Consider the following 23291-nt stretch of genomic DNA (forward strand, 5'->3'; position numbering starts at 1 on the left):
CGCAACCGCCCCGCTGCCGCCTGCGCCGCGGCGGCTGGTCTTTCGCGAGATTGAAGAGACACAAGCCATGTCCAAGAAAGTTTTCATCAAGACCTTCGGCTGCCAAATGAACGAGTACGACTCGGACAAGATGGCCGATGTGCTGGGCGCCGCCCAGGGCTATGAGCCCACCGACGACCCGGAGCAAGCCGACCTGATCCTGTTCAACACCTGCTCGGTGCGCGAGAAAGCGCAGGAGAAGGTGTTCAGCGACCTCGGCCGCGTCAAGCACCTCAAGGACAAGGGCGTGCTCATCGGCGTGGGCGGCTGCGTGGCCAGCCAGGAGGGCGAGGAGATCATCAAGCGCGCCCCGTTCGTGGATGTGGTCTTCGGCCCGCAGACGCTGCACCGCCTGCCCGATCTGCTCAACGCCCGTGCCGCCAAGGCCAGGCCGCAGGTGGATATTTCCTTCCCTGAGATCGAGAAGTTCGACCACCTGCCGCCCGCGCGCGTGGAGGGCGCCAGCGCGTTCGTGTCGATCATGGAAGGTTGCTCCAAGTACTGCAGCTACTGCGTGGTGCCCTACACGCGCGGCGAAGAGGTCAGCCGCCCGTTCGAGGACGTGCTGGTGGAAGTGGCCGGCCTGGCCGACCAGGGCGTGCGCGAAGTCACGCTGCTGGGCCAGAACGTGAACGCCTATCTGGGCGCCATGGGCGACACGGCGGAGAAAGCCGACTTTGCGCTGCTGCTGGAGTACGTGGCCGAAATCCCCGGTATCGAGCGCATCCGCTTCACCACCAGCCATCCCAACGAGTTCACGCCGCGCCTGATCGAGGCCTACGCCAAGATCCCGAAGCTGGTGAGCCACCTGCACCTGCCCGTGCAGCACGGCAGCGACCGCATCCTGATGGCCATGAAGCGTGGCTACACGGCCATGGAATACAAGAGCACCATCCGCAAGCTGCGCGCCATCCGCCCCGACATGGCGATGAGCAGCGACTTCATCGTGGGCTTCCCGGGCGAGACCGAGGAAGACTTCCAGAAGATGATGAAGCTGATCGACGACGTGCGCTTCGACAATTCCTTCAGCTTCATCTTCAGCCCGCGCCCCGGCACGCCCGCCGCCAACCTGCACGACGACACGCCGCATGAGGTGAAACTGCGCCGCCTGCAGGAGTTGCAGGCCGTGATCAACCGCAACATCCTGGAGATCAGCCAGGAGCGCGTGGGCACGGTGCAGCGTCTGCTGGTGGAGGGCGTATCCAAGCGCGACGGCAGCGAGCTGATGGGCCGCACCGAATGCAACCGCGTGGTCAACTTCCCCGGCCACGAGCGGCTGATCGGCCAGATGATCGACGTGAAGATCACCGAGGCGCGTACCTACACGCTGCGCGGCGAGGTGGTGATGGGCGAGGTCACGACCGCGGTCGGATGACCCTCAAAAACCATAGCTACCAGCGCTTGCTACCTCTGGATTTCCGATGGTTTTTCGCCTGAAACCCTTGAAATACCAGCGCGAGCAGCTCTATTTATAGGAGCGGTCACCGCTCCCCTGTTCAGAACCGCGGCATGCCTCCGATGCCCGGCAGGCCGCCCTTCATGCCGCCCATCTTCTTCATGAGCTTCATGAGGCCGCCGCCCTTCATCTTCTTCATCATGCCCTGCATCTGCTCGAACTCGTTGAGCAGGCGGTTGACCTCCTGCACCTGCACGCCGGCGCCCTGGGCGATGCGCTTCTTGCGTGTGGCCTTGATGAGCTCGGGCTTGCGGCGCTCCAGCGCCGTCATGCTGCAGATGATGCCCTCCTTGCGGCGGATGTCGCGCTCGGCCTTGTCCATGTCCACCTGACCGGCCTTGGCCGTGAGCTGCGCGGGCAGCTTGTCCATGAGGCTGGACAGGCCGCCCATCTGCTTCATCTGCTGCAACTGGGCCAGGAAGTCGTTCAGATCGAACCCGTCGCCGCTCTTGACCTTGGCGGCGAGCTTTTGCGCCGCCTCCATGTCCACGCCGGCCGTGACCTGCTCGACCAGCGCGACGATGTCGCCCATGCCCAGGATGCGGCCCGCGTGGCGCTCGGCGTCGAACACCTCCAGGCCGTCGATCTTCTCGGACACGCCGGCAAACTTGATCGGCGCGCCCGTCACCTGGCGCACCGACAGCGCCGCACCGCCGCGCGAGTCACCGTCCAGCTTGGTGAGCACGATGCCCGTGAGCGGCAGCGCTTCCTTGAAAGCCTTGGCGGTGTTCACCGCGTCCTGGCCCTGCATGGCATCGACGACAAACAGCGTCTCCACCGGGTTCAGCACGGCATGCAGGTCCTTGATTTCCTGCATCAGCACCTCGTCGATGGCCAGGCGGCCGGCGGTGTCTACCAGCAGCACGTCGAAGAAGTGCTTCTTGGCGTAGTCCAGCGCTCCAAGGGCGATGTCGCGCGGCTTCTGGTCGGGCGTGCTGGGGAACCACTCGGCGCCGGCCTGCTTGGTCACGGTCTTGAGCTGCTCGATGGCGGCGGGGCGGTACACGTCGCCCGAGACGGTCAGCACCTTCTTCTTGCGCTTTTCGATCAGGTGCTTGGCCAGCTTGGCCGTGGTGGTGGTCTTGCCCGCACCCTGCAGGCCGGCCATCAGGATCACCGCCGGCGGCTGCGCGTTGAGGTTGATGTCCGCCACGCCCTCGCCCATGGTCGCGGCCAGCTCCTTGTTCACGATGCCCACCAGCGCCTGGCCGGGCTTCAGGCTGCCCAGCACCTCCTGACCCAGGGCTTTTTCCTTCACGCGGGCGATGAAGTCGCGCACCACGGGCAGCGCCACGTCGGCCTCCAGCAGGGCCATGCGCACCTCGCGCAGCATGTCCTGCACGTTGGCTTCGGTGATGCGGGCCTGGCCGCGCATCTCCTTGACGAGACGGGTGAGTTTTTCGGTGAGTGCGGAGGCCATGGCCAAATGCTCCAGATGCACCGGCCCGGGCGTAATGCCGGCCGATGGCACAGCCCCGACGACCAGGGGCGAAAGGCTAAACTGCGAACCCATGATTTTACCCAGTGCTTCCCCGCTCGGCTGGCTGCTCGCCCTGGCCACCGCGGCCGCCTACGCGCTGGCGGCAACCCTGGCGCCGCGCACCTCCACAGGCCGCGGCCAACTGGCCATCATGGCCCCTGCCTGGACGCTGCATGGCGCCGCGCTGGTCTGGGGCCTGCTGGGCAGCACGCCGCATTTCGGCTTTGCCGCTGCCTTGTCGATGACGGCCTGGCTGGTACTGACCACCTACGCCGTTGAGCGGCAGCTGTTTCCGCAGATGCGCGCGCGCTGGGTGCTGTGCGCACTGGGCGGCGCGGCCGTGTTGGTGGCGGCGCTGTTTCCGGGCCGGCCACTGCACGTATCCGCCTCGCCCTGGCTGCCGCTGCACCTCACGCTGGGCATTGCATGCTATGGCCTGTTTGCAGCAGCGGTGGTGCACGCCTGGCTCATGAGCCGTGCCGAGCGCCAGATGCGCCTGGCAGCCGATTCGCACAGCGGCATGCCGCTGCTGACGCTGGAGCGGCTCACGTTCCGCTTCGTGACGGCGGGCTTTGTGCTGCTCTCGGCCACGCTGGTGGCGGGCTGGCTGTTCAGCGAGCAGCTCTACGGCCGCGCCTGGCTGTGGGACCACAAGGCCGTGTTCTCGCTGCTGGCCTGGATCACATTCGCAGTGCTGCTGCTGGGCCGCTCGCGCTTTGGCTGGCGCGGCCGCAGCGCCGTGCGCGTGCTGTATGCAGGCACGGCACTGCTGCTGCTGGCCTACGTGGGCTCGCGCTTCGTGATGGAAGTGGTGCTGGGGCGGGCGGCATGAAATACCTGGTCCTGTTCGCTGTGCTGGCCGTGGTCTACGCAGTGTGGCGCGCGCAGCGCCGTGCGTCTGCGCCGCGGCAAGGCAACACCCAGCGCCCGTCCATCGCACCGCCACAGGACATGGTGCGCTGCGCCCACTGCGGCGTGCACCTGCCACGTGGCGATGCCGTGCCCGGGGGGGCGCATATGTACTGCAGCACCGCCCACCGGGACCGTGGGCCCGCCTGAGCCGATGCCCTCCAAGCTGGCAGCCGCCGCCTCTCCCCCGCCCTTTCATCGCCTGTGGAATGCCTTCCTCACAGCGCGCGTGATGGTGGCGCTGGCGCTGCTGCTGCTGCAGTTGCTGGGCATTGCACTCAACCAGGCCGGCGAACCGCTGCTGTTCAGCATCTGCCTGGGCTACCTGGTGGCCACGGTGGCGCTGCGGGTGTGGGGGCACGGCGCCGTCCCTGATCCGCGGCCCGGCATCCAGTGGTTGCCGTCCATCGGGCTGGATCTGTTGCTGGTCAGCGTGCTGCAGGCGCTGCAGCAGTCGGGCGGCTTGAATTTCACGCCGTTGTTCGGACTTCCGGTCCTGATGGCAGGCGTGCTGGGATCCTTGACACTGGCTCTGGCAACCACGGCCGGCGCCACGCTGCTGCTGCTGGCCTGGGCCTGGTGGCTGGGCACATACGGCGGCGCCGGAGACGGCACGCAGCGCTACCTGCAGGCGGCGTTGACAGGCACCGGCTACTTCATCGTCGCCTATCTGGTGCACCTGCTGGCCGCCAAGCTCACCAGCGAGCAGCAGATGGCCCGGCGCAGCCAGATGGATGCGCGCACCCACCGCGCGGTCAGTGCCCTGGTGATGCAGCACGTGGCCGATGGCGTGCTGGTGCTGGACCTGCATGGCCAGGTCCGCCTGGCCAACCCCGCGGCATTGCTGATGCTCGGCCACAAGATCTCCGGAGATTCCTCCCTGACGCTCACGCACACGGCGGCCTTCAAACCCCTCATGGATCTGGCGTGCGCCACTTTCCAGATGGAGCGTCCCCAGCATGCCGATGTCAACGTCCTGCACGATGGTCAGATCCCCATGGCCCTGCGCGTGCGCGCATGGCTCACCCACACGCAGGACGCCCCGGACGACTCTCCGGGGGAGCCGCTGTGCGTGATGTTCCTGCACGACCTGCGCGAAATGGAAGCGCGCCTGCGCACCGAGAAGCTGGCCGCCATGGGGCGCATGTCGGCCGCCGTGGCACATGAGATCCGCAACCCGCTGGCAGCGATCGTGCAGGCCAACGAACTGCTGGAAGAAGACCTGGACGACCCCACACAGAAGCGCCTGACACACATGGTGCGTCAAAACGCCGACCGGCTGGTGCGCATCACGGAGGACGTACTGGACATTGCGCGCGTGCAGCACCAGATCCACCAGGCCAGCTCCTCCACCGTGGCACTGGATGCCACGGTGCAGCAGGTGTGGAACGACTGGACGGCGCAGGACCCCGCACGCCGCCAGGGGCAACTGGTACTGGACGCGGGCTCGGCGCAGGTGGAGTTCGACGCCGAGCACCTGCGGCGTGTGCTAGTGAACCTGCTGGACAACGCATTGCGCTACAAGGGACCCGAACCCGATTCGCTGTGCCTCGCGACGCGCGCCACCCCCGGCGGGAAGGCCGGCGTGCAGGTGTGGAGCGATGGCGCACCGCTGGACAAATCGGTGGAGCGGCATCTGTTCGAGCCTTTCTTCTCATCCGAAAGCCGCTCCAGCGGGCTGGGCTTGTACATCTGCCGCGAGCTGTGCCAGCGCCACGGGGCGGACATCGGTCACCAGCGCTCCACACGCAGCCTGGCGCGCGGCGAGGTGGCGGGAAACGCCTTCACTGTGACCTTCCGCAGCCTTTCGCGCCCTACGGACAGCGCATCACTGTTTGACACAATCGTGGTCTGACACGGCCCACAGACCATGAATGCATCCACCGCCTCCATTCTTGTCGTTGATGACGAACCCGATCTGCGCACCCTCTATGAGCTGACCCTGCTGCGCGAAGGCTACCGCGTGGAGACCGCCGCCAGCGTGGACGACGCGCGCCAACAGCTGCAGACGCAGAAGTTCGACGTCGTGATCACCGACATGCGGCTGCCCGACGGCTTCGGCATGGACTTGCTGCACGACCTGCGCAGCCAGCAGCGGCGTGAACGCTGCGTGGTCATGACGGCCTATGGATCGGCCGAGAACGCGGTGGAGGCGCTGCGCGCGGGCGCGTTCGACTACCTGACCAAGCCCGTGGACCTGAAGCAATTCCGTGCCGTGGTGGCCTCGGCGGTGCAGGGTATTGGCGCCGTACTGGCGGCGCCCAAAGCCACCCGCCCCGGCGCACGCAATGTCACGCAGTGGCCGGACATGCAAGATCCTGTGCTGGATCGCCTGATCGGCGACTCCGAAGCCATGCGCAATGTGAAGCAGCGCATCGCCAAGGTGGCGCGCAGCATGGCCCCCGTGCTGGTGCGTGGCGAGTCAGGCACGGGCAAGGAACTGGTGGCCCGCGCGCTGCATGCCAGCAGCCAGCGCTCCGAAGGCCCACTGATCGCCGTCAACTGCGGCGCAATTCCCGAGAACCTGCTGGAGGCAGAGTTCTTTGGCGCGCGCAAGGGTTCCTACACCGGCTCTACGCACGACCGGGAGGGCTACTTCCAGGCCGCCCGTGGAGGCACGCTGTTCCTTGACGAAATTGGCGACCTGCCGCTGCCCATGCAATCCAAACTGCTGCGTGCGATCCAGGAGCGCACGGTACGGCCCCTGGGCTCCACGCAGGAAGAAGCCGTGGACGTGCGCATCGTCAGCGCCACGCACCGAGACCTGGCCGCTGACGTGCAGGCGGGGCGCTTCCGCCAGGATCTGTATTACCGGCTGAATGTCATCGAACTGCTGATCCCACCGTTGCGCGAGCGGCGAGAGGACCTGCCCGCGCTGTGCGAGGCCTTGCTGGCCCGTATCGAGCAAGAATCGGGGGTGGCCGTTCCCCACTTGACAGAGGAAGCGCTGCAGTGCATCGCACAGCACCCGCTCACCGGCAATGTGCGCGAGCTGGAAAACCTGCTGCACCGCGCGGTAGCCCTCAGCGATGGCCATGAGCTGCACGTTGAAAGCGCGCCAGCCTCCACCGTGGAGGCACCGCTGCCCCTACCGCAGCCCGTACCGTCCGCACCAGCCATCGCGCAGCCCGCTGAGCCACACGCGCCCCCTCGTTGGTCCGGCATCAGCGAAGGCATGCCCCTGCCCAACGATCTGCAAGCCTGGCTCGACCAGCAGGAACGGGAAATACTCGTGCGCGCCCTGCGCGAGGCGGGTTTCAACCGCACGGCCACCGCAGCCCGCCTGGGCATCAGCCTGCGCCAGATCCGTTACCGGATTGCCCGGCTGCACATCGAGGTACCGCAAGACGGCGACAGCCATGGCGACGCGCAGCCCTGAGCCTGCGGCCCGGCGGCCTGCCTGGCACGGCGGCTGGTTCGCGAATGCGAGACGCATGGACTCGCCCAACCACGGGCCACGCCCCCCGCAGGCCAGCGTGGACCTCATCGTGGTGCATTCCATCAGCCTTCCCCCCGGGCAGTTTGGCGGGGACCATGTCCACCGGCTTTTCATGAACCAGCTGGACTGGGACGCCCATCCTTATTTCCAGCAGATTCGCGGCCTGGAAGTGTCGACGCATTTCTTCATCACGCGCGCAGGTGTGCTGTGGCAGTTCGTGGACGTGGGCCGACGCGCCTGGCACGCGGGCCGTTCCCACTACCGGGGGCGCGATGCCTGCAACGACGACTCGATCGGCGTTGAGCTCGAGGGGCTGGAAGGTGGGAGCTTCGAGCAAGCGCAGTACGCCACCCTTGTGACCCTTTGCAAGGCGCTGCGGCAGCGCTACCCCGTGCGCTACATCGCAGGACATGAGCACATCGCCCCTGAACGCAAACACGACCCAGGCCCTGGGTTTGACTGGCGTGTACTTCATGGAGCCTTCGCCGGCACGGGTGTTCTTTTTCCGCCAGGGTGTTGATCCTCCCAGGCACCTGGACGCATTGCCGCACTTTGCGCCTTCGCCTCGCCTTCACTGCTCAGGATGAAGTTGCACGCGCGTTTGCGCGCAAGATCGGCCAGCATGCCGCACCATGGCTCAAGCCGTCGGATGCGGGCCTGATCCTACGGGGGCTGCGACGGCAGTAGAAGGCCCAGGCGTTCAATCACGTCGAAACGATCTCGCCAGCCTCTTACGGGGATACACTACCCCTAGTGTCTTGAACCATCAAGACACACTAGATATAGTGTGCGGCGACAGTCTAAGCCGCCGTTTCGCCGGCCGAAGGTGACTACCCGTCCGCCTGGCCATTTCTCCGAACACCTCCGAGGACCTCCATGCACGCTGCGCCCCTATCCGTTCCTGTTGACACCCCATCGCCTGCACGGGCCACCCCGTCAGCCACGCCGACCGGGGCCCATCCACTGATGCACTACCAGATCATTCGCCGCAACGGCGCCGTGGTGCCCTTCGAGCCGCAAAAAATCGCCGTGGCGATGATGAAAGCATTCCTGGCCGTTCACGGGGCACAGGGAGCAGCCTCGGCGAGCGTGCGCGAAGTGGTGGATCAGCTGACCCAGGCAGTCGTGCGCGCGCTGATGCGCTCGCGCCCCGCGGGAGGAACGTTCCACATTGAGGACGTGCAGGACCAGGTGGAGCTGGGCTTGATGCGAGGCAGCCATCATGAGGTGGCACGCGCCTACGTGCTCTACCGCGAGCGCCGCGCGCAAGAACGCGCACAGAAGAAGGAACAACTGCTACCCCAGATGCCGGCCCTGTATGTACAGGACCAAGGTCAGCGCGTGGAGCTTGACATTCTGCGCCTGCAGAGCCTGGTAGAAGCCGCATGCACGGGCCTGGGATCGGACGTCCAGGCCGCGCCCATCATCGCGGAGACCATGCGCAACCTGTACGACGGCGTACCCATGGACGAGGTGTACAAGGCATCCATCCTCGCGGCGCGCACCCTGATCGAGAAAGATCCCGGCTACACCTACGCGACGGCACGACTGTTGCTGCACACCATCGTGCGCGAGGTGTTAGGCCGCGACGTGAATCCCGCCGACATGGCCCTGGCCTACGCCGAAAATTTTCCACAGTTCATCCGCCAGGGCGTGGACAACGAGTTGCTCGACCCGCGCCTGATGGAATTCGACCTGCAGCGCCTGGGAAGCACACTGAAGGCCGAGCGCGACCTGCAGTTCGACTATCTTGGCCTACAGACGCTGTACGACCGCTACTTCCTGCATGTGCGCAAAACGCGCATCGAGCTGCCTCAGACCTTTTTCATGCGCGTGGCCATGGGCCTGGCGCTGCGCGAGGACGACCGCAACGCCCGCGCCATCGAGTTCTACGAACTGCTCAGCTCCTTCGATTTCATGAGCAGCACGCCCACGCTGTTCAACAGCGGCACATTGCGCTCGCAGCTGTCCAGCTGCTACCTGACGACGGTGCCCGACGAGCTGGAGGGCATCTACGAATCCATCAAGGAAAACGCCCTGCTGTCCAAGTTCGCGGGCGGCCTGGGTAACGACTGGACACGCGTACGCGCCCTCGGTGCACGCATCAAGGGCACGAACGGCGAGTCGCAAGGCGTGGTGCCGTTCCTCAAGGTGGTCAACGACACGGCCGTGGCCGTGAACCAGGGCGGCAAGCGCAAGGGTGCCGTCTGCACCTACCTGGAAAGCTGGCACCTGGACATCGAAGAATTCCTGGAGCTGCGCAAGAACACCGGCGACGACCGGCGACGCACACACGACATGAACACGGCCAACTGGATTCCCGACCTGTTCATGAAACGCGTAATGGAAAAGGGCCTGTGGACACTGTTTTCCCCCTCGGATGTCCCTGACCTGCACGACCTGTACGGACAGGCCTTCGAAAAAGCCTACATCGCCTACGAGGCCAAGGCCGAGAGCGGCGAGTTGCCCCTGTTCAAACGCGTACCGGCCGTCGACCTCTGGCGCAAGATGCTGTCCATGCTGTTCGAGACCGGCCATCCCTGGATCACCTTCAAGGACCCGTGCAACGTCCGCTCTCCCCAGCAGCATGTAGGCGTAGTGCACAGTTCCAATCTCTGTACCGAGATCACGCTCAACACCAGCGATGCCGAGACGGCCGTGTGCAACCTGGGATCGGTGAACCTCGCGCGCCATCTCAAGGACGGAGGCGTCGACCACGACAAGCTGCGCAAAACCGTGAGCACGGCCATGCGCATGCTGGACAACGTGATTGACATCAACTACTACGCCGTACAGAAGGCCAAGGATTCCAACCTGCGCCACCGCCCCGTCGGCCTGGGCCTGATGGGGTTCCAGGACGCGCTGTATGAACTGCGCATCCCCTACGCGAGCGACGCCGCAGTGGAGTTTGCCGACACCTCCATGGAGGCTCTCTGCTATTACGCCTACTGGGCCTCAACCGATCTCGCCCAAGAACGGGGCCAATACTCCAGTTACCAGGGCTCTCTGTGGTCCCAGGGCATCCTGCCGCTGGATTCACTGCAATTGCTGCAGCAGGAACGTGGCGGGTACGTGGAGGTGGACCGTACGACGCGTCTGGACTGGGACATGCTGCGCGCCAAGATCGCGCAAGACGGCATGCGCAACTCCAACTGCATCGCCATTGCGCCCACAGCCACCATCTCTAACATCGTTGGCGTGGACGCCTCCATTGAGCCCTCCTTCGGCAATCTCTCCGTCAAATCCAACCTCTCGGGAGAGTTCACGGTCATCAACCAGTACCTGGTGCGCGACCTGAAGCAGCTGGGCCTGTGGGACGACGTGATGCTCATGGACCTCAAGCACTTCAAGGGGTCGCTGCACGCGATCGACCGCGTTCCCCTCACCGTCAAGGCACTGTATGCCACGGCCTTTGAAGTCGCTCCCACCTGGCTCGTCGAAGCGGCGGCGCGTCGACAGAAATGGATCGACCAGGCGCAGAGCCTGAACATCTACATGGCCGGCGCCTCAGGCAAGAAGCTCGACGAGACATACAAGCTTGCGTGGATACGCGGTCTGAAGACCACTTACTACCTGCGCACGCAGAGCGCGACGCATGTGGAGATGAGTACCGTGAACACACGCCAGCTCAATGCCGTCGCGTCTGGCGCAAGCGACACGGGGGAGGGAACGATGGCACCAAGCTCGGCATTGAACGCTGCCGTGGCTGCAGCGCAGGCACAGGCTGCTGCCATCCCTGCGACCGACGTGAAGTTCTGCGCCATTGACGACCCCGGCTGCGAAGCCTGCCAGTGATGCCGTGCGCATGCGGGCGCAGCGTGACACTCCGTCGCCTCGTTCGCATGTGTCGTGAAGCAACAGATCACGCCCGGCAACGCTTCGGTGCTTTTCATTTTGAAGCACTGCTTCCATAATCCGACCACTGGAAAACCTATGCTCACCTGGGACGACGAAGTCAAGCCCTCATCGCAAAAACTCTTGGACGGCAGTCACTCCAACGACCGCCCTGTGGAGCCTCCGCCAAACGGTTTCCAAGCACCCGTGTTGCAGTCCGTCGCCAGCACTTCGACGCGCACTGCCCCTACCGCGTCTGCAGCACCCCAACACCGCCGCGTGTCTGCGGTCGACAAACGCATCATCAATGGCCAGACCGACGTCAACCAGCTGGTGCCGTTCAAGTACAAGTGGGCGTGGGAGAAATACCTCGCCACCTGCGCCAATCACTGGATGCCCCAGGAAGTGAACATGACGCGGGACATCGCACTCTGGAAGGACCCGAACGGCCTCACCGAGGACGAGCGGCGCATCGTCAAGCGCAACCTGGGCTTCTTCGTCACGGCCGACTCGCTGGCCGCCAACAACATCGTTCTAGGCACCTACCGCCACATCACGGCGCCGGAATGCCGGCAGTTCCTGTTGCGCCAGGCGTTCGAGGAAGCCATCCACACCCATGCGTACCAGTACATCGTGGAGTCACTGGGCTTGGACGAAGGCGAGATTTTCAATGCCTACAACGAGGTCCAGTCCATCCGCGACAAGGACGAGTTCCTGATCCCCTTCATCGAAGCGATCATGGATCCGCGCTTCACGACCGGCACACCCGAGAGCGACCAGACACTACTCAAGTCGCTGATCGTTTTTGCGTGCCTGATGGAAGGTCTGTTCTTCTACGTGGGTTTCACGCAAATCCTGGCACTCGGCCGCCAGAACAAGATGACCGGCGCTGCCGAGCAGTACCAGTACATCCTGCGCGACGAGTCCATGCACTGCAACTTCGGCATCGACCTGATCAACCAGCTCAAGCTCGAAAACCCACATCTGTGGACGGCCGAGTTCAAGGACGAGATCAAGGCCCTGTTCATCAAGGCAGTGGAACTGGAATACCGTTATGCCGAAGACACCATGCCGCGTGGCGTGCTGGGTATGAACGCCTCCATGTTCAAAGGCTACCTGCGCTACATCGCGAACCGCCGCGCCACACAGATCGGGCTGGAAGCGCTCTTTCCGAATGAAGAAAATCCGTTCCCCTGGATGAGCGAGATGATTGATCTGAAGAAGGAACGCAACTTCTTCGAGACGCGCGTCATCGAGTACCAGTCGGGCGGCGCCTTGTCCTGGGACTGACATCTTCGTAGACCAGGCCATGATTTTTCAACCACGCTCCGCGCACACAGCACCGTTCGGCGCTGCGGCCTTGGGGCGTTTCCGCATTCGTGGTGACGCATATTCAGTCGTCGCCATGGATCGCTCCACGCCCAATGCAGGCGTGGGGTGCTCTTTGCAAATCGACCCAAGGAGAAAATGATGGCAACTGCGAAGAAACCCGCTGCAAAGAAAGCAGCTCCCGCTAAGAAGACGGCTCCAGCCAAGAAAGCTGCAGCGCCCGCCAAAAAGGCCGTAGCAGCCAAGAAGGCAGCGCCGGTCAAGAAGGCAGCCGCTCCTGCCAAAAAGGCCGTAGCAGCCAAGAAGGCAGCACCCGCCAAGAAGGCAGCCGCTCCTGCCAAAAAGGCCGTAGCAGCCAAGAAGGCAGCGCCCGCCAAGAAGGCAGCCGCTCCTGCCAAAAAGGCCGTAGCAGCCAAGAAGGCAGCACCCGCCAAGAAGGCAGCCGCTCCTGCCAAAAAGGCCGTAGCAGCCAAGAAGGCAGCGCCCGCCAAGAAGGCAGCCGCTCCTGCCAAAAAGGCCGTAGCAGCCAAGAAGGCAGCACCCGCCAAGAAGGCAGCCGCTCCTGCCAAAAAGGCCGTAGCAGCCAAGAAGGCAGCGCCCGCCAAGAAGGCAGCCGCGCCCGCGAAGAAGGCTAAGGCTCCTGCCGCAGCGCCTGCTCCTGTCGCGCAAACAACGCTGAACCCGCAAGCCGCATGGCCCTTCCCTACGGGTGGCAAGCCATAAGGCTACGGGACAGTCCAGCCTACGACCCGGTGCTTGCACCGGGTTTTTTTATGGCAAAGCCGCAGTCAGAAACGCTGCTTCAATCCCGGCGCTCGCTCAGTCAGGTTGAAAGTCCAGCTGGTAATTCTGCGGGCCGCGTTGCGCGATCTTGAGCGCGCCCAGCCGGTTGCCCAACTGAGCGCAACGTGCCAGGGTCCACCCCTTCTCCAGGCCGTAGAGCAAACCGCCACGCCAGGCATCCCCGCAGCCCGTGGGGTCCACCACCTGCGCCGGTTGAACAGGGGGAACATGCGTCCTGACACCCTGTTCCCAAATTTCACATCCCTGTGCTCCCAGTGTGACGATCAGGCCGCGGACCCGATGCGAGATCTCTGCCAGGCTCCAGCCCGTACGGTCGCACAACATCTTGCCTTCGTAGTCATTGACGGCGATCCAGCTCGCCTGCTCGATGAATCGACGCAGGTCTGCGCCATCGAACATGGGCAACCCCTGTCCCGGATCGAACACGAACGGAATGCCGGCCTCGACGAATTGCGCCGCGTGCTGCAGCATGGCCTCACGGCCGTCCGGCGCGATGATGCCCACGTGCGCACCCGCCCCGGGCGGGATGCGGTGCAGGTGGGCCTGCATCATGGCACCGGGGTGGAACGCCGTGATCTGGTTGTTGTCCCGATCGGTCATGATCATCGCCTGGGCGGTGTATGTATCCTCCACGCGGCCGACAAAGCGGGTGTCGACGCCGAGTTGCTGCAGTCGCGCCAAGTATTCGCCGCCATCAGCGCCCAGCATGGCCATGGGCAGCGGGTTGCCTCCCAACAGCTTGAGGCTGTATGCGATATTGCCAGCGCATCCTCCAAAGTCGCGGCGCAATGTGGGAACGAGAAACGACACATTCAGGATATGCAGTTGCTCGGGCAATATTTGCTCTGCAAAACGCCCATCGAACGTCATGATGGTGTCGAAGGCCAGGGAACCGCAAATCAGCGCAGCCATAGGGTCAAAGCTCAAGAGTAAAAAATCAGGGATAGAAGGCCACCAGCCGATAGCCGGCCACCTGCGCAGCGCCCTGGATCACCTGCAACGGCAGTGCACCGCTCCACACGAAACCTGGTGCCAATTCCAGGGGGGCCCCCAGTTCGTCACGCAGCAATACGCGCCGCACAATCGGCTGGTCTTGCGCATCCGTCAGCGTGAGTTCCAGCGCCGGCATCGCAACGGCCTGGGTCGACGTATTCTTCATGCTCATCTGCAACTGGTACCCGGACGGGTCGTGACGCGCCTTCAAAAGCGATGAGCTGTCGATGACCACAGCCGTGATGTGCCGTGGAGGTTGCAGCACGCACTGCAAGCGCGCGCACAGTCGCTCCATCCATGCGCGGGCCGCGGGATGACGCGATGCGATGTCGTCCCGTTCCTGGATGGTGATTTGGAGAAGCAAGGCCACCACCAACGTCAGGCCGACCAAGGACAGGCCCACACGCACCGAGGGCCTGCGCCAGAACGCGTTGCGGCGCGCAGCCTTCACGAAGCCAGGTTCAATGACGGGGTCCGTGCTGTCGTCGGCATGTCCTTCTTCCTGTGCCAGCGATGGCGCGCCTGCATCCTCCGATGGCGCCAGAGACTCCAGCGGTTCAGCCGGGCTGGGCGCCATCTCTGGTGATTCGATGATCTCCTGCGCCGCCCTCCCCGCAGCGGACGTGCCCCCCTCCTCTGTGGGTATCGGTGAAACCAGGACGGCAGATGCTTCCGCGGATTCCTGGCTGCTGGGTTCCTCCGATTCCGCATCCTCCTCAAGAGGCGCCGCCGGTAACTCGTAACCCCGCGGGAGCGTATGGACTGGCGGGGCGGGAATATCGCGCGCGGCTGGAGACAGGGGCGCCGCATCGGCATCCACCGGGGGCGCAGCCATTGCTTTCGGCGTCTTCGCAGGCGCTGCGCCCTCCGGATTCGCCAGCAGAAAGGCGGGGACCGGGGGCGGTGGGGGAACCCATGGTGGAGGTTCGCTTTCCGTACGCAGGCCTTCATCCGCCGCGGGAACCACTTCCTGCGGTGCGCACGCGGCCGCTGCAGACATCACCGGGTCCGGCGCAAGCGACGTTGGAGCCTCCACATGCCGCGCACTGCCCCAGACCTGAATGCCTTCCGAAGCTTTACCGACGGGCTGTGGCGGAGGCTTGAGCGCATCCAGAAGCAGGTCGGAAAGCAACGGCTCCGCCTCCTGCACCTGCAAGTGCTGCGATGCATCGAACACTTCCTTGCAGTGCCCGCATCGCACCCAGCCTTCCGATATCCGCAGCTGATCGGCAACCACCCGAAAGGTGGTGGAGCAGTGGGGGCAGCGGGTGATCTGGCTCATCGGCTGTGGATTGTAGGGGCCCCTCTACGGCCCCCGCGCAGCCCGCGCGGTCAGCGACGCGCGGTTAGCGACGCGCGGTCATCAGGATCCAGCCATCCTCACGGTCCGACACCTGCAACTGCAGCCACGGCGCATAGGCCTCCTGCAGCTCCTGCGCCTGCCGCTCCAGGATGCCGGCCAGCACAAGGTGCCCGCCCTGCGCAACATGGCCGCTCAGCAAGGGCGCCAGCACCTTCAGCGGCGTCGCCAGAATATTCGCCAACACGGTCTGGTATTGCCCTTGCGCCCGCTCGGGCAGACCCGCGTTCACCTGCACGCCGTTGGCTTGCGCATTTTGTCGCGTGGATTCCACGGCTGCCGCGTCAATGTCCACCGCGTCGATCTCTGTGGCGCCAAATTTCGCGGCGCCGATCGCCAGGATGCCGGAGCCGCAGCCATAGTCGAGCACGCGCCCCAGCGCCTGCCCGGCCGCGTCGCCATGTTTGGCAATCCAGCGCAGGCACATGCGCGTGGTTGGGTGGGTTCCCGTGCCAAAGGCCAGCCCTGGATCCAGGCGGATGCTACGGCGCGCAGCCGCGGGCATCTCGTGCCACGTCGGCACGATCCAGAAATCGGGCGTGATGTCCACCGGCGCGAACTGGGATTGCGTGAGCCGGACCCAGTCCTGCTCCTGCACCACACTCACCCCCTGCACGATGCAGCCCTCGAAGAAATCCTGGGCCTGCAACAGTTGCCGCGCCTCCTCGGCCGCCTCTTGCGTAGGAAACAGGGCAGTGATGCGGCTACGCTGCCAACCCTCACGCGGGGCCGGCATGCCAGGTTCTCCAAAAAGCGCCTGCTCGGCATCGGTGTGCGCGTCAGCATCTTCCACCGAGACGCTCAAGGCTTCCAGCGCATCGAGCGCGTCGCTCACGGTCTCCACCCGTTCCTCGGGACACAACAGGTTCAGCTCGAACATGGGATCAGCCTCCTTGCACGCGATCCATGAAAAAAGCTGGCATCCGTTTCCGGATGCCAGCGGGCAGGTCAGAAGTGCTGACGATCAGCGCTGGCGCTGCGACAGCCACTCCTCCAGGTAGTGGATGTTGGTGCCGCCCGCTACGAACTTGGCATCCACCATGAGTTCGCGGTGCAGCGCCACGTTGGTATTGATGCCTTCGATCACCGTTTCCGACAGTGCCGTGCGCATGCGCGCCAGGGCTTGCTCGCGCGTATCGCCGTGCACGATGATCTTGCCGATCATGGAGTCGTAATTCGGCGGCACGTAGTAGTTCGTATAGGCGTGCGAGTCCACGCGCACGCCCGGGCCGCCAGGCGCGTGCCACATCGTGATGCGCCCCGGCGACGGGATGAACTTGTAGGGGTCCTCGGCGTTCACCCGGCATTCGATCGCATGGCCATGGATCTGAACTTGGCGTTGGGTGAACGGCAGTTTTTCGCCCGCAGCCACCATGATTTGCGTGCGCACGATGTCCACGCCCGTGATCCACTCGGTCACCGGGTGCTCCACCTGCACGCGGGTGTTCATCTCGATGAAGTAGAACTCGCCGTTCTCGTACAGGAACTCGAACGTACCCGCACCGCGGTAGCCGATCTTCTTGCAGGCGGCCACGCAGCGTTCGCCAATCTTCTCGATCAGCTTGCGCGGAATACCCGGTGCCGGCGCTTCCTCGATCACCTTCTGGTGGCGACGCTGCATGGAGCAGTCGCGCTCGCCCAAGTACACGGCATTGCGGTACTTGTCGGCCAGTATCTGGATCTCTATATGGCGCGGGTTCTGGAGGAATTTCTCCATGTACACGGCCGGGTTGCCAAAAGCGGCCTGCGCCTCGGCCTTGGTCATCTGCACCGCGTTGACCAGCGCCGCCTCGGTGTGCACCACCCGCATGCCACGGCCGCCACCACCGCCAGCGGCCTTGATGATGACCGGGTAACCGATGCTCTTGGCAATGCGGCGGATCTGCACCGGATCATCCGGCAACTCGCCATCGGAGCCCGGCACGCAGGGTACGCCCGCGCGGATCATGGCCTGCTTGGCCGACACCTTGTCACCCATCATGCGGATGGAGTCGGGCGTCGGGCCGATGAACTGGAACCCGCTCTTTTCCACCCGTTCGGCGAAATCGGCGTTTTCCGACAGGAAGCCATACCCCGGGTGAATGGCCTCGGCGTCCGTCACCTCGGCCGCCGAAATGATGGCAGGCATGTTGAGGTAGGACAGCGGCGAGGGCGCGGGGCCGATGCACACGGCCTCCTCCGCCAGCTTGACATATTTGGCGTCGCGGTCGGCCTCGGAATAGACCATCACGGCCTTCACGCCCAGTTCGTGGCAGGCACGCTGGATTCGCAGGGCAATCTCGCCGCGATTGGCGACCAAAATCTTCTTAAACATGGTTGGCCTCGCGGCTCAAGGCCGCATGCAGACAAAAACCCGCGCCAGCGCCTGGTGCTGCCATGCATGCGCAACGAGCGCATGCGGCGGGGGCTGAAGCGCTCATGCGCGGCTTACTCGATGACGAACAGCGGCTGCCCGTATTCCACCGCCTGCCCGTTCTCACCCAGGATGCGGGTCACCGTGCCGGACTTGTCGGCCTCGATCTCGTTCAGGATCTTCATGGCTTCGACGATGCACACCGTGTCACCTTCCTTGACCTTGCTGCCCACCTCGACAAACGGCTTCGCGCCCGGGCTGGACGCGCGATAGAACGTACCCACCATGGGCGACTTGACGATATGGCCAGAAGGGGCCGCCGCCGCGGGGGCAGGCAATTCGGCGACGGGCGCGGTGGGCGCGGCCGCTACGGGCGCGGCGGCCATGGGGGTTTGGACGGGAGCGGCGACGAACTGCTGCACCACGGCCCCGCCGCTCTTCACGATGCGGACCTTGCCCTCGGCTTCGGTGATCTCGAGTTCAGAAACATTCGACTCGGAGACCAGATCGATGAGGGTCTTGAGTTTTCGCAAATCCATGGGGGCTCCAACGGCTAGAAACGGAATGGGGAGCGAATTTACCCTAATTTCGGACTATTTCACCGAAACGACCCCAATTGCCACCATCTCCATTGAGGAAACACAGGCGCTCACCACGTTGTGGACCAGCCTTGGAGATCCTGCGCCGTCAGTTGGCCCATTTTACGCTTCAAAATGCTGCCATTTGCGCCAAACAGTACGGTAAAGGGCAGCCCGCCCTTTTCGTTGCCCAGCCGGCGTGCCAGGTCGGTGCCGCCCAGCCCCCCCAAGGCGATTGGGAAATCGAGAGGCATGCGCTCTAGAAATTTGCGCACGTTGGAAGGCTGATCGATCGCCAAGCCCACAACCTGCCACCCTTTGGCGCGGTGTTCCCCATAAAAGGCATTGAGCAGCGGCAGTTCTTCCACGCACGGGGGGCACCAGGTGGCCCAAAAATTCAACAGCAGGGGGCGACCCCGCAAGGCGGCCATGGACAGCACTTCGCCCGCCGGGCCTTCAAACTGCGCGCCCCAGACGTCGTCGGACACGCCCTCCTGCACCGGGCCCGGCCGCAGCCGCCAGGCCGCCAGCCCCGCCCCCCCCAGGGCGGCAAGGGCACCGGCCCCCACCAGCAGCCAGCGGCGGCGGCGGAGCGGATGGGCGCTCGGCGCCTTTGCGGAATCGGCAGACGCCGAAGAGGAAAGAGTGGGCTCGTTCATGAAGACAGGGTGGAAGTAGGCATTTCCTGCAGCAACCGGCGCACGGCTTGCAGATCACCCCGGGGCGCGCGCCCCCGGGCGTCGGGGCGCAGCGCGCCACGCAGGTCGTCCAGGTCATAGATCAGCAGATGCACGCCGATCTCTTCGTGCAACGCGGCGGATCGGCTGCTCAGACTCAAGGCATCGACCGGCTCGCCCCGGAAACCCATGACGGTGCGCGGCTCGTAATTCACATGGTGGTCGATGAGGGCAATCTCGGCCGATTTGGGATCGTCGCAGAACAGCGCCAGGTAGATGTCGGACAGCCGTGTGGCCGTGCCGTGCCAGACCGCACCGCCCAGGTAGGGGCGGAAGTCCTGCATGCGTTGCATCCATACCAGCGCCAATTCGCGCAGCGCCCGCAATTCGGAGGGTTGGGTATCGGCGCAAAACAGGCCGATGTACTCCCGCACGGCGTCCTCGACGAGGTCGTTGTCGGGCAGCGGCGTGCGCTGGGGCAGCCCCAGTTCCTTGACCGCGCGGCGCTTGGCCGCCCCCCATTCCAGCCCCTCCTCGACCACCAGGCGGGCTGCGGCATTGGCGATTTCGATGGCAAGGGCGTTTTGCATGGCGGCACGGTCCAGAACGCAGGACGTCCATTGTCGCCCCAATGCCCCGCAATACCGTTGACGCAACCTTGACGGCGCACCCGCCGCAGGGGCAATGCACCATGCATCCGCCATTTGCTCCTTATTCGATAGCTGTTCGCGCTTTATCAACGGGCGTTAGAACCATTTTTCTCATAAATCCTGGAGGTTCCACCGAGGTCCATAGAATCGGGAGCCATGCATATACACATCCTGGGCATCTGCGGCACGTTCATGGGCGGCCTGGCCGCGCTGGCGCGCGAGGCGGGCCACCGTGTCACCGGCTGCGACGCCGGCGTCTACCCTCCCATGAGCGACCAGTTGCGCGCCTTGGGAATAGAGTTGATCGAAGGCTATGGCGCCGACCAGCTCGCGCTGAAGCCCGACATGTTCGTGGTGGGCAACGTGGTCAGCCGCGCGCGGCTGGCGGACGGCACGCCGAAGTTTCCGCTGATGGAGGCCATCCTCGACGCGGGCGCGCCCTATACCAGCGGGCCGCAATGGCTGGCCGAGCATGTGCTGCAGGGCCGCCATGTGCTGGCCGTCGCCGGCACGCACGGCAAGACGACCACCACGTCCATGCTGGCCTGGATTCTGGAATGCGCGGGCCTGGCGCCCGGCTTCCTGGTGGGCGGTGTGCCGATGAACTTCGGCGTATCCGCGCGTCTGGGCGCACCCGTACGGCCCCTGGCCGGGCCAGGACCGCTCGCCACGGCGCCGCTGTTCGTGATCGAGGCGGATGAGTACGACACCGCGTTCTTCGACAAGCGCAGCAAATTCGTGCACTACCGCCCCCGCACCGCCGTGCTGAACAACCTGGAGTTCGATCACGCCGACATCTTTGACGACCTGGGCCAGATCGAACGGCAGTTCCACCACTTGGTGCGCACGGTGCCGCCCTCGGGCCGCGTGGTGGTCAATGGGCTGGAGGAGAGCCTGGCACGCGTACTGCACGCCGGCTGCTGGAGCGGCGTGGCCAACTTTGGCACCGCGGTGAGCGACTTCGGCGCGCAAGGCGCGCCGCACGATTTCGAGGTGCTGCAGCGGGGCCGCACAGTGGCACGCGTGCAGTGGACGCTGACGGGCGTGCACAACCAGCTCAATGCCCTGGCTGCCATCGCGGCCGCCGAGCATGTGGGCGTGACGCCGGCCCAGGCGGCCGAGGCACTGGCGCGCTTCGAGAACGTCAAGCGCCGCATGGAGCTGCGCGGCACGGTGCGGGGCATCGCTGTCTATGACGACTTTGCGCACCATCCCACGGCGCTGCGCACCACGCTGGACGGACTGCGCCGGCGCGTGGGCCCCAAGGGCGAAGGCCGCGGGCGCATCCTGGCGGTGTTCGAGCCGCGCAGCAACACCATGAAGCTGGGCACCATGAAGGCGCAACTGCCCTGGGCGCTGGAGCCGGCCGACCTGGCCTTCTGCCATACCGCCGGCCTGGACTGGGACGCCGCTGCGGCGCTGGCCCCCATGGGTGCGCGCGCGCAGACGGCGGGCGACCTGCCCACGCTGGTGGGCCAGATCCGCGCGGCGGTGCAGCCGGGCGACCACATCGTCTGCATGAGCAACGGCAGCTTTGGCGGAGTGCACGCCCAACTGCTCGCAGAGCTATCAAAACAATAGCTGCTAGCTCTTGATTAATAAGCGCTAGCAGCCTTTTTGGCTTGAGACCTAGAAGCTGACAGCCATGCCCGGCACGTCCACGCGCACGACGGGCCTGGCAAGCGCAGCGACGGTGGCGCGGGCAAACTGGCCGGACCATGCAGGATCGGCCAGCAGCGTCGCCCCCGCGGCGCGGGCCACGGTCAGCACCTTGTCGGCCAGCAGCACCTTGCCGCTGGCGCGCAGCGGCTCGCATTCCAGGCGTAGAAATTCATCGTCCAGCCAGCGGCGCGCGTCCTCGTGCGACAGTGGCTGTCCCCCCTGCGCGTCCAGACGGAATTCCTGATCGGGGCTCAGGGTGACCAATACTTCGCTGTGCATGAGCTGTCTCGCCTCTTGATGGAATAGTGTTGACGGGTGAACGGGACGGCGCGGCCGCGCCATTCCCGTGCCGCGAGCTTACACCGCGCCCGCTTCAGCGCGCGCGCCGCGCTTGCACGGCGGCCGCCAGCTCGGCCAGGCAGGCAACGGAGTCGTCCCAGCCCAGGCAGGCGTCGGTGATGCTCTTGCCGTATTCCAGCGCCGTGGCATCGTCCTTGCCCGGCGTGAACTTCTGCGCTCCGGGCTGCAGGTGGCTTTCCACCATCACGCCGAACACGCTGCGCGAGCCGCCTGCGATCTGCGCGGCGATGTCGCGCGCCACATCGCGCTGCTTCTCGTGCTGCTTGCTGCTGTTGGCATGGCTGCAGTCCACCATCAGCGACGCCGGCAGGCCGGCGGCCTCCAGGTCCTTGCAGGCCGCGGCAACGCTGGCTGCGTCGTAGTTGGGCGCCTTGCCGCCGCGCAGGATCACATGGCAATCCTTGTTGCCCGCGGTGTGCACGATGGCCACCTGGCCGTTCTTGTGCACCGACAGGAAGTGGTGGCCGCGGCTGGCGGACTGGATGGCATCGGTGGCGATGCGGATGTTGCCGTCGGTGCCGTTCTTGAAGCCGATGGGGGCCGAAATGCCGGAGGCCAGCTCGCGGTGTACCTGGCTTTCGGTGGTGCGCGCCCCGATGGCGCCCCAACTGATCAGGTCGCCGATGTACTGGGGCGAGATCACGTCCAGGAACTCGCTGCCCGCCGGCACGCCCAGGCGGTTGATGTCGATGAGCAGCTGGCGCGCGATGCGCAGGCCCTCGTCGATGCGGTAGCTGCCGTCCAGGTAGGGGTCGTTGATCAGGCCCTTCCAGCCCACGGTGGTGCGGGGCTTCTCGAAGTACACGCGCATGACCACTTCCAGCTGGTCCTTGTACTGCTCACGCACCGCCTTGAGCTTGCGCGCATAGTCCACCGCGGCGTGCGGGTCGTGGATCGAACAGGGGCCGATGATGACGAGCAGCCGGTCGTCCTCGCCGCTCATGATGCGCTGGATGCTGCGGCGTGTGTTGGCAATCAGCGACTCCACCTCCGACCCGCGGATCGGGAAGAAGCGAATCAGGTGGTCTGGAGGAGGAAGCACGGTGATGTCCTTGATGCGTTGGTCGTCGGTCTCGCTGGTTTTCTCGACGTTGGGATACCAGGCATCGCTGCTGGAGACATGGGCGTTCATGGGTGCTTCCTCTCGGGTGTGTGGGGGGGGGTGAAGATGGAAAACGGAGAACAGATAACAAAAAAAACCGCCGGGCTTTTCAGCTTCGGCGGTTTCTTAGAGAAGGGGGCTCAGTCTGGGTGCGCGCGTACCTCTCATCCGCCAGGGACAGAGAACCAAAAGTAAAAGTAAAACGCGCTGTGAACTGACATGCGAACCAATGTAGCACGTATTGCGGCACCGCAACATAGGCACCG

The 23291-nt window shown here is 64.8% G+C and carries 20 protein-coding genes; 10 read left to right on the forward strand and 10 right to left on the reverse strand.

From position 1 onward, the window contains the following. Positions 1 to 67 precede the first annotated feature (67 nt). The gene (gene miaB, locus K2L43_RS15805) at positions 68 to 1414 is read left to right on the forward strand and encodes a tRNA (N6-isopentenyl adenosine(37)-C2)-methylthiotransferase MiaB (protein WP_088888371.1); all 1347 of its coding nucleotides are present in this window, start codon (positions 68 to 70) and stop codon (positions 1412 to 1414) included. Between the two features lie 121 nt (positions 1415 to 1535). Here the strand turns inward: miaB and ffh are convergent, their stop codons facing one another. Beyond that, positions 1536 to 2915 carry a signal recognition particle protein gene (gene ffh, locus K2L43_RS15810; protein ID WP_011806721.1) on the reverse strand — a complete coding sequence of 460 codons (1380 nt, stop codon included), beginning with the start codon at positions 2913 to 2915 and terminating at the stop codon, positions 1536 to 1538. 91 nt (positions 2916 to 3006) lie between these two features. Between ffh and K2L43_RS15815 the strand changes: the two genes are divergently transcribed. The 8 genes from K2L43_RS15815 (at position 3007) to K2L43_RS15850 (ending at position 13209) form a co-directional block, all read left to right on the forward strand. Further along, positions 3007 to 3807, forward strand: a complete 801-nt coding sequence (locus K2L43_RS15815) for an inner membrane protein YpjD (RefSeq protein ID WP_172208452.1) — start codon at positions 3007 to 3009, stop codon at positions 3805 to 3807. Further along, a complete protein-coding gene (locus K2L43_RS15820) occupies positions 3804 to 4034 on the forward strand; it encodes a PP0621 family protein (protein ID WP_015914229.1) in 231 nt (76 codons plus the stop codon). Before K2L43_RS15815 ends, K2L43_RS15820 begins: the two co-directional genes overlap by 4 nt. Before the next feature lie 4 nt (positions 4035 to 4038). Next, positions 4039 to 5739 carry a PAS domain-containing sensor histidine kinase gene (locus K2L43_RS15825; protein WP_220637958.1) on the forward strand — a complete coding sequence of 567 codons (1701 nt, stop codon included), beginning with the start codon at positions 4039 to 4041 and terminating at the stop codon, positions 5737 to 5739. Between the two features lie 15 nt (positions 5740 to 5754). Beyond that, a complete protein-coding gene (locus K2L43_RS15830; RefSeq protein WP_220637959.1) occupies positions 5755 to 7263 on the forward strand; it encodes a sigma-54 dependent transcriptional regulator in 1509 nt (502 codons plus the stop codon). Further along, a complete protein-coding gene (gene ampD, locus K2L43_RS15835; protein ID WP_220637960.1) occupies positions 7244 to 7843 on the forward strand; it encodes a 1,6-anhydro-N-acetylmuramyl-L-alanine amidase AmpD in 600 nt (199 codons plus the stop codon). The genes K2L43_RS15830 and ampD overlap by 20 nt, the downstream gene beginning before the upstream one ends. A gap of 356 nt (positions 7844 to 8199) precedes the next feature. After that, on the forward strand, positions 8200 to 11118 hold the full coding sequence (locus tag K2L43_RS15840) for a ribonucleoside-diphosphate reductase subunit alpha (protein WP_220637961.1): 2919 nt from the start codon (positions 8200 to 8202) through the stop codon (positions 11116 to 11118). A 138-nt stretch (positions 11119 to 11256) separates the two neighbouring features. Further along, the gene (locus tag K2L43_RS15845) at positions 11257 to 12447 is read left to right on the forward strand and encodes a ribonucleotide-diphosphate reductase subunit beta (RefSeq protein ID WP_011806728.1); all 1191 of its coding nucleotides are present in this window, start codon (positions 11257 to 11259) and stop codon (positions 12445 to 12447) included. Positions 12448 to 12627: 180 nt separating this feature from the next. Continuing rightward, entirely contained in the window at positions 12628 to 13209 is a 582-nt protein-coding gene (locus K2L43_RS15850; protein WP_220637962.1) for a histone, read from the forward strand. A gap of 96 nt (positions 13210 to 13305) precedes the next feature. Here the strand turns inward: K2L43_RS15850 and K2L43_RS15855 are convergent, their stop codons facing one another. From K2L43_RS15855 to K2L43_RS15885, 7 genes are all read right to left on the reverse strand, one after another. Continuing rightward, positions 13306 to 14202 carry a carbohydrate kinase family protein gene (locus K2L43_RS15855; protein ID WP_047350669.1) on the reverse strand — a complete coding sequence of 299 codons (897 nt, stop codon included), beginning with the start codon at positions 14200 to 14202 and terminating at the stop codon, positions 13306 to 13308. Positions 14203 to 14227: 25 nt separating this feature from the next. Continuing rightward, positions 14228 to 15565 carry a zinc-ribbon and DUF3426 domain-containing protein gene (locus tag K2L43_RS15860; protein ID WP_220637963.1) on the reverse strand — a complete coding sequence of 446 codons (1338 nt, stop codon included), beginning with the start codon at positions 15563 to 15565 and terminating at the stop codon, positions 14228 to 14230. Between the two features lie 64 nt (positions 15566 to 15629). Beyond that, positions 15630 to 16523, reverse strand: coding sequence for a 50S ribosomal protein L11 methyltransferase (gene prmA, locus K2L43_RS15865; RefSeq protein WP_011806732.1), 894 nt, complete (start codon positions 16521 to 16523; stop codon positions 15630 to 15632). Positions 16524 to 16607: 84 nt separating this feature from the next. Beyond that, complete coding sequence (accC, locus tag K2L43_RS15870; RefSeq protein ID WP_011806733.1) at positions 16608 to 17957, reverse strand: acetyl-CoA carboxylase biotin carboxylase subunit; 1350 nt, start codon at positions 17955 to 17957, stop codon at positions 16608 to 16610. Positions 17958 to 18070: 113 nt separating this feature from the next. Then, positions 18071 to 18535: an acetyl-CoA carboxylase biotin carboxyl carrier protein gene (accB, locus tag K2L43_RS15875; RefSeq protein WP_011806734.1), complete on the reverse strand. Its 465-nt coding sequence runs from the start codon at positions 18533 to 18535 to the stop codon at positions 18071 to 18073. A gap of 110 nt (positions 18536 to 18645) precedes the next feature. Continuing rightward, positions 18646 to 19233: a TlpA disulfide reductase family protein gene (locus K2L43_RS15880; RefSeq protein ID WP_196994998.1), complete on the reverse strand. Its 588-nt coding sequence runs from the start codon at positions 19231 to 19233 to the stop codon at positions 18646 to 18648. Further along, complete coding sequence (locus K2L43_RS15885; RefSeq protein ID WP_103737170.1) at positions 19230 to 19841, reverse strand: hypothetical protein; 612 nt, start codon at positions 19839 to 19841, stop codon at positions 19230 to 19232. The genes K2L43_RS15880 and K2L43_RS15885 overlap by 4 nt, the downstream gene beginning before the upstream one ends. A 216-nt stretch (positions 19842 to 20057) precedes the next feature. Here K2L43_RS15885 and mpl point away from each other — a divergent pair, with 216 nt between their 5' ends. Further along, complete coding sequence (gene mpl, locus K2L43_RS15890) at positions 20058 to 21482, forward strand: UDP-N-acetylmuramate:L-alanyl-gamma-D-glutamyl-meso-diaminopimelate ligase (protein ID WP_172208468.1); 1425 nt, start codon at positions 20058 to 20060, stop codon at positions 21480 to 21482. A gap of 48 nt (positions 21483 to 21530) precedes the next feature. Here the strand turns inward: mpl and K2L43_RS15895 are convergent, their stop codons facing one another. Together K2L43_RS15895 and K2L43_RS15900 are read right to left on the reverse strand one after the other, a co-directional pair. Beyond that, on the reverse strand, positions 21531 to 21842 hold the full coding sequence (locus tag K2L43_RS15895) for a hypothetical protein (RefSeq protein WP_011806738.1): 312 nt from the start codon (positions 21840 to 21842) through the stop codon (positions 21531 to 21533). A gap of 94 nt (positions 21843 to 21936) precedes the next feature. Further along, a complete protein-coding gene (locus K2L43_RS15900) occupies positions 21937 to 23055 on the reverse strand; it encodes a 3-deoxy-7-phosphoheptulonate synthase (protein WP_047350663.1) in 1119 nt (372 codons plus the stop codon). Between the last annotated feature and the right edge of the window lie 236 nt (positions 23056 to 23291).

This window comes from Diaphorobacter sp. MNS-0 (assembly GCF_019602835.1).
In the GTDB taxonomy this organism is placed as follows: Bacteria; Pseudomonadota; Gammaproteobacteria; order Burkholderiales; family Burkholderiaceae_C; genus Diaphorobacter; species Diaphorobacter nitroreducens.

Coding starts and splice junctions, on each gene's coding strand:
- miaB (WP_088888371.1), top strand. CDS start 68: ATGTCCAAGAAAGTTTTCATCAAGACCTTCGGCTGCCAAATGAACGAG.
- ffh (WP_011806721.1), bottom strand. CDS start 2,915: ATGGCCTCCGCACTCACCGAAAAACTCACCCGTCTCGTCAAGGAGATG.
- K2L43_RS15815 (WP_172208452.1), top strand. CDS start 3,007: ATGATTTTACCCAGTGCTTCCCCGCTCGGCTGGCTGCTCGCCCTGGCC.
- K2L43_RS15820 (WP_015914229.1), top strand. CDS start 3,804: ATGAAATACCTGGTCCTGTTCGCTGTGCTGGCCGTGGTCTACGCAGTG.
- K2L43_RS15825 (WP_220637958.1), top strand. CDS start 4,039: ATGCCCTCCAAGCTGGCAGCCGCCGCCTCTCCCCCGCCCTTTCATCGC.
- K2L43_RS15830 (WP_220637959.1), top strand. CDS start 5,755: ATGAATGCATCCACCGCCTCCATTCTTGTCGTTGATGACGAACCCGAT.
- ampD (WP_220637960.1), top strand. CDS start 7,244: ATGGCGACGCGCAGCCCTGAGCCTGCGGCCCGGCGGCCTGCCTGGCAC.
- K2L43_RS15840 (WP_220637961.1), top strand. CDS start 8,200: ATGCACGCTGCGCCCCTATCCGTTCCTGTTGACACCCCATCGCCTGCA.
- K2L43_RS15845 (WP_011806728.1), top strand. CDS start 11,257: ATGCTCACCTGGGACGACGAAGTCAAGCCCTCATCGCAAAAACTCTTG.
- K2L43_RS15850 (WP_220637962.1), top strand. CDS start 12,628: ATGGCAACTGCGAAGAAACCCGCTGCAAAGAAAGCAGCTCCCGCTAAG.
- K2L43_RS15855 (WP_047350669.1), bottom strand. CDS start 14,202: ATGGCTGCGCTGATTTGCGGTTCCCTGGCCTTCGACACCATCATGACG.
- K2L43_RS15860 (WP_220637963.1), bottom strand. CDS start 15,565: ATGAGCCAGATCACCCGCTGCCCCCACTGCTCCACCACCTTTCGGGTG.
- prmA (WP_011806732.1), bottom strand. CDS start 16,523: ATGTTCGAGCTGAACCTGTTGTGTCCCGAGGAACGGGTGGAGACCGTG.
- accC (WP_011806733.1), bottom strand. CDS start 17,957: ATGTTTAAGAAGATTTTGGTCGCCAATCGCGGCGAGATTGCCCTGCGA.
- accB (WP_011806734.1), bottom strand. CDS start 18,535: ATGGATTTGCGAAAACTCAAGACCCTCATCGATCTGGTCTCCGAGTCG.
- K2L43_RS15880 (WP_196994998.1), bottom strand. CDS start 19,233: ATGAACGAGCCCACTCTTTCCTCTTCGGCGTCTGCCGATTCCGCAAAG.
- K2L43_RS15885 (WP_103737170.1), bottom strand. CDS start 19,841: ATGCAAAACGCCCTTGCCATCGAAATCGCCAATGCCGCAGCCCGCCTG.
- mpl (WP_172208468.1), top strand. CDS start 20,058: ATGCATATACACATCCTGGGCATCTGCGGCACGTTCATGGGCGGCCTG.
- K2L43_RS15895 (WP_011806738.1), bottom strand. CDS start 21,842: ATGCACAGCGAAGTATTGGTCACCCTGAGCCCCGATCAGGAATTCCGT.
- K2L43_RS15900 (WP_047350663.1), bottom strand. CDS start 23,055: ATGAACGCCCATGTCTCCAGCAGCGATGCCTGGTATCCCAACGTCGAG.